The sequence below is a fragment of the Chamaesiphon polymorphus CCALA 037 genome, from assembly GCF_003003845.1.
Classification (GTDB): domain Bacteria; phylum Cyanobacteriota; class Cyanobacteriia; order Cyanobacteriales; family Chamaesiphonaceae; genus Chamaesiphon; species Chamaesiphon polymorphus.
Map to the genome: position 1 here is coordinate 1 of NZ_PVWO01000445.1, position 4,906 is coordinate 4,906.

The 4,906-nt window shown below is 46.4% G+C and carries 4 protein-coding genes; 2 read left to right on the plus strand and 2 right to left on the minus strand.

The window, feature by feature from the left end; all coding sequences use genetic code 11:
- Positions 1 to 313: 313 nt before the first annotated feature.
- Both C7B77_RS23960 and trhO read right to left on the minus strand, forming a co-directional pair.
- Positions 314 to 1,354, minus strand: coding sequence for a metal ABC transporter solute-binding protein, Zn/Mn family (locus C7B77_RS23960; RefSeq protein ID WP_106310819.1), 1,041 nt, complete (start codon positions 1,352 to 1,354; stop codon positions 314 to 316).
- Between the two features lie 330 nt (positions 1,355 to 1,684).
- Positions 1,685 to 2,560 carry an oxygen-dependent tRNA uridine(34) hydroxylase TrhO gene (gene trhO, locus C7B77_RS23970; protein WP_106310824.1) on the minus strand — a complete coding sequence of 292 codons (876 nt, stop codon included), beginning with the start codon at positions 2,558 to 2,560 and terminating at the stop codon, positions 1,685 to 1,687.
- A 239-nt stretch (positions 2,561 to 2,799) separates the two neighbouring features.
- Between trhO and C7B77_RS23975 the strand changes: the two genes are divergently transcribed.
- Together C7B77_RS23975 and C7B77_RS23980 are read left to right on the plus strand one after the other, a co-directional pair.
- Complete coding sequence (locus C7B77_RS23975; RefSeq protein WP_106310827.1) at positions 2,800 to 3,756, plus strand: serine/threonine-protein kinase; 957 nt, start codon at positions 2,800 to 2,802, stop codon at positions 3,754 to 3,756.
- A 327-nt stretch (positions 3,757 to 4,083) separates the two neighbouring features.
- Positions 4,084 to 4,875, plus strand: a complete 792-nt coding sequence (locus C7B77_RS23980) for a glucosamine-6-phosphate deaminase (RefSeq protein ID WP_106310830.1) — start codon at positions 4,084 to 4,086, stop codon at positions 4,873 to 4,875.
- Positions 4,876 to 4,906 lie beyond the last annotated feature (31 nt).

Here is a 4,906-nt window from a genome sequence, read left to right on the forward strand (position 1 = left end):
TCGTGACGCTGGACGCTGACGAATCAGGCTTAGTTGTAATTGAATCTACAGCTTGGGAAGCAGTTGCGATCAATAAAGTGACACATACCGAACTTGCAGTAATTGCGAGCCAGTTTAGATAATGCTGGAAAGTATTCATTTTGATGATTTTTAATTGTAAAAATGGGCGGTGCTGGTTTGAAGTCCGATCTTTTATATTACACGAATGTAAAACCGATCTCGATCTCAAGCCTAAAGTTTCAAAACTTTTCATACCTCAATGCTGATATGAATATCTACTTATGGCGATCGAAGTCGGGCTACGCTGCTGCGCTTATTTAGCCGTAAAAGGTGTGTATTTGCCACCTAAACCTTCAACGATCGTTTTAGTATTGGAAACTAACATTTTCTGATATGTTTCACCCGGACTAGATGCTTCGCCCAATCCATCAACATAGAGTTCCTGCTCTGCTAATTTCACATTCGCTTCTTTAGCGATCGCGGTAATTAGTTTGGGATTGAGTGTCAGTTCGGCAAAAATCGTCGGAACTTGTGCCTTTTTAATTTGGCCAACCATTTCTTTCGCTCTCGCGGCGTTGGGCTTTTCTTCCGTACTCAATCCTTCTAAAGCATTAACCGGAATTCCATAAGCTGTGGAGTAATATCCAAGTGCGTCGTGAGTTGTAAATAACACTTTTTTAGCAGCCGGAATCGTATTTATTTGCGATTTAATCCAAGTATCGAGTTGCCCGATTTCGGAAGTTAACTTTTGAGTATTTTGCTTGTAAGTTGCTGCTTGGGCTGGCACTAATTTCTCTAAATTAGCGGCGATCGTTTCGGCAATTTTGCTTCCATGCTGGGCATTATGCCAAACGTGTGGATCTGCCGTGCTTTTACCATGTTCTTCAAACTGCTGGGGTTTTGGTACCGCTACTTCGTGTACGGCAATTTTCGGAGCTGGATTGGATGTTGCTTTAATTGCTTTAATTAGCTCTGGCTCAAAGTCATAGCCGCCATACAAAACTAGTTGAGCCTTTTCGATCGATTGTCTGGCTTCTGGGGTCATTTTGTAGACGTGGGGGTCGCTACCAGGAGGTAACAAGCACACTACATTTACGGTGCTAGCCGCAATTTGTTTCGTCAAATCGCACAAGACAGTATTTGTGACTACTACTTTCGGGCTGGTGGCTGTATTTGCGGCTGTGGTTGTGGCTGGGGTTTCGGTAGCTGTGGGGCTAGCCGCATCTGTAGGTTGTTTATTTGGGCTGGTGCATCCAGTTAGTAGCCCGATGGTGAAAATTGAGGCCACCAGCCAGTTATAGCGTAGTGGTTGTTTTGAGTTTGAGCGACGAGGATTAATGTTCGCGATCGTCATATTAAATTGGTAAATTATCGGTGGGTTCTTGGTGTGTGTCACAGCATCTAGCGTGACAGATTTCTAATAAAATGATAATCATTATCATTGTAAACAAGGTCATCTTATCGGGTTCGGTAGCTCACTGTCAATCGAACTGTCAATCGAGTAGATCCAATAACGACAACTCAATCACTAGTAGCAATTGGAGGCGTTGCTGGATTAAGGTATGATTCTGGATCGTTGCTTTCCAAACTGATTCCTTTAACTCCCAACTCCCAACTCCCAACTCCCAACTCCCAACCCCATCACCAGCAATTTCATACTTAGATCCAGCAACACCAAATCGGACTATCGATCTTGGAGTTGTCGCCATCTTTCGGTGCGGCTGGCGCGTTGTGTGGGGGTAATTGTCGCGTAGCAGTGGGGACAACAGATCCCTGGTTCGTAATGGGGCGATGCGAGATCTGAGGGCGAGATTGGGTTGCCACAACCCCAGCAGAGTTGATGGGTACCCGGTTCTAATCCGTGGGTGACGGCGACGCGATCGTCAAAAACAAAGCATTCGCCCTCCCATTGGCTCTCGGCGGCGGGGATTTCTTCGAGATACTTGAGGATGCCACCCTGGAGGTGATAGACGTTCTCAAAGCCTTGAGATAGCAGGTAGGAGGTCGCTTTTTCGCAGCGGATCCCACCAGTGCAAAACATGGCGATTTGTTTGTGTTGTTGCGGATCGAGATGGGTGGCGACGTATTCGGGGAATTCGGTAAAGGAGTCGGTATGCGGATCGATCGCGCCTGCAAAGGTGCCGATTTCGACTTCGTACTGGTTGCGAGTATCAATGACAACGACGTCGGGGTTGGCGATGAGTTCGTTCCAGTCTTGGGGTTTGACGTAGGTACCGACGAGATTGGTAGGATCGACGGTGGGGACGCCGAAGGTGACGATTTCTTGTTTGAGGCGGACTTTAAGCCTGTCGAATGGGGATTTAGTCGCGATCGATTCTTTATGTTCTAAGTCAGCAAAATGGGGATCGGCTTTGAGATAAGTGAGAATTGCATCGATACTCGCTCTATTACCACAAATCGTGCCGTTAATGCCTTCAGCCGCTAACAAAATCGTACCTTTAATCTGATGTTGCTGACACAGATTTAATAAGGGTTGACGAAGCTCTCGATAGTTCTCTAGCGATACAAATTTATAAAAGGCGGCAATAACTTGAGTCATAGCTGTGGCTTATCGATGGCATTATTTAATCGAAACTGCATCGTTTCTGGGGATCGGTCTGGCTGTCAAAGCTCTGTCCTGACAGGAGTTGAAGTTTGGTTCGATATCAGTACAAATTGCTGAATTAGAGTTACTAATGTATTTCTGTGACTAATTGTCTCATAGCATACAGTTTCGATCGATAATATCAACGATTATATGTAACCAGAAGTTTAATAGCAATTTCTGCTACCCAGCCCATGAATATCGTCGTGGATGGTCGTTACCAAATTATCAAGCGGCTCGGTAAAGGTGGATTTGCACACACCTATCTAGCAAAGAATCTGACTGCACCAGGTAACCCCACCTGTGTAGTCAAACAACTGCGTCCCAAAGTCGAGCATCCTCGGATGTTGCAGTTATTTCAATTGGAGGCGGCAATTCTGGCACGCTTCAAGCACGCTCAGATCCCCAATCAGGTGGAGTGCTTCGAGCATCAGGGCGACTTTTTTATGGTTCAGGATTTTGTCGCTGGCGACGATTTGAGTAAAGAATTTACGATCGGGCATCAGTGGAGCGAAGCCAAGGTAGTTAAGTTTCTGCGCGAGATGCTGACGGTATTGGACTACGTGCATGAGAAGCAAGCAATTCATCGCGATATCAAACCTGCGAATATTATCCGCCGTTGGGACAGCGGACAGTTGTGCCTAATCGATTTTGGGGCAGTGCACGATTTGGGGAGCGAGTCAGAGGCATCGACTACAGTGGTAGGGACTCCAGGCTATCACGCACCCGAACAAGCTGAAGGCGTGGCTACTTTTGGTAGCGATATTTACTCGCTGGGAATGACAGCAATTCAGTTTTTGACGGGACAGTATCCCCTCCACTTACCCAGGAACGAATCACAGGAAGTTATCTGGCGAGATCTGACCCAGATTAGCGATCGATTGGCCGCAATTTTAGAGCGAATGACACGGGTTGATTGTGTCGAGAGATATGAGTGCGCCAATGACGTTCTGCTCGATCTAGAGATATTCCCACTCGACTTTGGCGACGAAAATCGCTGCTCGAATCCTGCCGATCGCCGATTGACTAGTAAACTTATGGTGGTAACCATGCTGCTCGGCTTGGGTCTGGGCAGTACTGCCACGATCGTCAACCAAGTCGAATCTTACAAAACCACGGTCGAGGTATCGTTCGACGATGCTCGTCGATAATTGAGAATTGATAATTGAGAATTGATAATTGAGAATTGATAATTGATAATTACCGAATAACAGATTTGAGCAGTATAAGTAGGGTGGGCACTGCCCACCACAAAGGTTTCAGGCGATTTGCATCTAATAAATATATGCGCGAGAAAGGCTGTGGAGTAAGACTCCTCGGCACGAACGCAACTTTTGATTCTTGGCTCAACGAAACCACTTAAATTCGGCACCTTGCAGTGCAGTCTTCAATTCTCAATTCTCAATTCTCAATTACTACGACCGATCCGATCTGGGGTAAGATCGTCCGATGTCACGATCGAGCGACGACCTATCACTATGCCTAATCCATTACGTACCTTTCAAGTCGATGCTTTGCAGGTTGAAGTTTATCGCGATGAGGCAGATATTGTCAGTCATCTAGTCCAACACACCCAATCTTATCTGAGCGCAACGATCGATCGACAGGGGAGTGCCGCCGCAATTTTGGCCTCTGGAGCTTCGCAAATTAAGTTGCTTAAGGATTTAACAACATTTGGCGAAATCGACTGGGGACGGCTGACATTGTTTCATTTGGATGAATATTTGGGGATTGGTGGTACGCATCCAGCGAGCTTTCAGTTATTTATGCGGGAAATGGTAGCGCAAAAAGTGGCTCTGCGTCAGTTTCATTATCTCGCTGGCGATACCTTAGAACCGATCGCCGAATGCGATCGCTACGATCGGTTATTATCAGCACAACCGATCGATTTATGCTTCCTGGGAATTGGCGAAACCGGACATATTGCCTTTAACGATCCCGAAGTGGCAGATTTTAACGATCGCTATCCCGTCAAGTTGGTAAAATTGGCCGACAAGTCTCGCCAACAGCAAGTAAATACCGGATTTTTCGATCGGATTGAAGCCGTCCCTCAATATGCGCTCACGCTGACTTTACCCACCATTTGTAAGGCACGCCGGATTTGCTGTTTGGCAATGGGAACTAGAAAAGCTGCAATTGTCAAAACCATGCTGACTGGCGAAATTGCGCCAACCTGTCCCGCCACGATCTTGCGGAAGTATCCCGCTGCAACGTTATATTTAGACGAAGCTGCTGCTAGTGAAATTATGCCCTTGCTAGTGTCGAATTAGATATCTAGGATCTGTCTCTTATACACATCGG

What these genes read in the sequence shown, in the direction of transcription:
- C7B77_RS23960 (WP_106310819.1), bottom strand. Translation starts at nt 1,354, where the DNA reads ATGACGATCGCGAACATTAATCCTCGTCGCTCAAACTCAAAACAACCA.
- trhO (WP_106310824.1), bottom strand. Translation starts at nt 2,560, where the DNA reads ATGACTCAAGTTATTGCCGCCTTTTATAAATTTGTATCGCTAGAGAAC.
- C7B77_RS23975 (WP_106310827.1), top strand. Translation starts at nt 2,800, where the DNA reads ATGAATATCGTCGTGGATGGTCGTTACCAAATTATCAAGCGGCTCGGT.
- C7B77_RS23980 (WP_106310830.1), top strand. Translation starts at nt 4,084, where the DNA reads ATGCCTAATCCATTACGTACCTTTCAAGTCGATGCTTTGCAGGTTGAA.